General features: G+C 68.1%; 2 protein-coding genes. Both read right to left on the minus strand.

All coding sequences use genetic code 11. The annotated features are described in order from the left end of the window. Positions 1 to 15: 15 nt before the first annotated feature. Positions 16 to 339: a DUF4286 family protein gene (locus tag EPO55_RS26095; protein ID WP_032375027.1), complete on the minus strand. Its 324-nt coding sequence runs from the start codon at positions 337 to 339 to the stop codon at positions 16 to 18. Positions 340 to 365: 26 nt separating this feature from the next. Then, positions 366 to 1,259, minus strand: an 894-nt coding sequence (locus EPO55_RS26100; RefSeq protein WP_296340557.1) for a carboxyl transferase domain-containing protein, incomplete at its 5' end; no start/stop codon positions are given.

The following is a 1,259-nucleotide window of genomic DNA, read 5'->3' on the forward strand; positions in this document are numbered from 1 at the left end:
CTTCTGGATGAAAAATCAGATGCTGGTGAGGAATTCGACCACCGGCGGATGGTCGGTGACGTTCATCGTCTCGGTCATCGTCACCCGTCCTTCTCCCACGGCGCCCTGCAGCGCAGCAGCAGCTCCGGCCGCGTCGGCGTCGTCGATCTCGTAGATCGCGACGTAGCGGGGCAGCGCGTCGGCGTCAGCGGTGAGTACCTTGTAGCGGCCGACGGTGGTGATGGCCGGTATCGCCGCCCGAACATCGGGGATGTGCACCCCGTCGTACCATCGGCCGAATTCCTCGTCGTCGGCCGCGGTCGCCGGACTGCTGGAGGCCAGCAGTATCGATTTCGCCATGGTGAGTCCTGTTCTCTTCGTTGAAATTAGCTGTTCGGTCCGGCTCCGCGGTAGGCACGTTCGGTCATCGCATTCCAGCGGCTGGTGCGATGACCCGCGTCGTTGCGGGCGATGCTGTCGAGGATGTACCGGCGGACGCCCGTGATCGACTCCGGCAGGGCGCGTTCGGCGAATCCCGAACCCACGAGTTCGGCGGCGGTGGGTGCGAATGCGCGGGCGAGGCCGGCTGCCCGGCTCGGATCGCGATAGAGTACGGCCGACCCCGCCTCCGGTCCGATCACCCAGAAAACCGAATGCCGGAGCATTGCAACGTGATCGGCGTGCGCGAGGGCCATCGCGCCGCCGCTGCCACCTTCGCCGACCACGATCGAGACACTGACGCTGGACAGCGCAGCCATCGCGGCCATGGTGGCCGAGATCTCGTGCGCGATACCGTCGGCCTCCGCGTCGGGCGAGGGGTCGGCACCGGGGGTGTCGACCAAGGTGACCACCGGCAGATGTAAGCGGTCGGCCAGGGAAATGGCCCGCTGCGCAAGCCGGAACGCGGCCGGGCCCGGCAGACCCAGCCCGGCGCCCGGCACCCGATCCATCGCGATCAGCACCACACGAACTCCGTCGACGGTGGCGATACCCGCCCGTATCGCGGGATCAGTACCGCGCAGCTCGATCCACGAATCTGTAAGCCAGGCAGCCCATTCCAACCCCGAGGCGCGCCGGGGAGATCGTGCGAACCCTGCCACGTCCCAGGCGTCCGACGAGACCGGCGACGCCGCGGCGGTTCGAGGTCCACCTCGCCCTGCAGGGAGAGTCAGTGGGTCTGCGGCCGCCAGACCGAGCACCGAGCGAAGGCGGGCGGGTTGCTCCGGCTCGGGGACCAGCGCGTCGAGAAGACCGTTCGCGTATGCGGATTCGGCCGTGTG

This window comes from Reyranella sp., from assembly GCF_004296935.1.
Taxonomy (GTDB): domain Bacteria; phylum Pseudomonadota; class Alphaproteobacteria; order Reyranellales; family Reyranellaceae; genus Reyranella.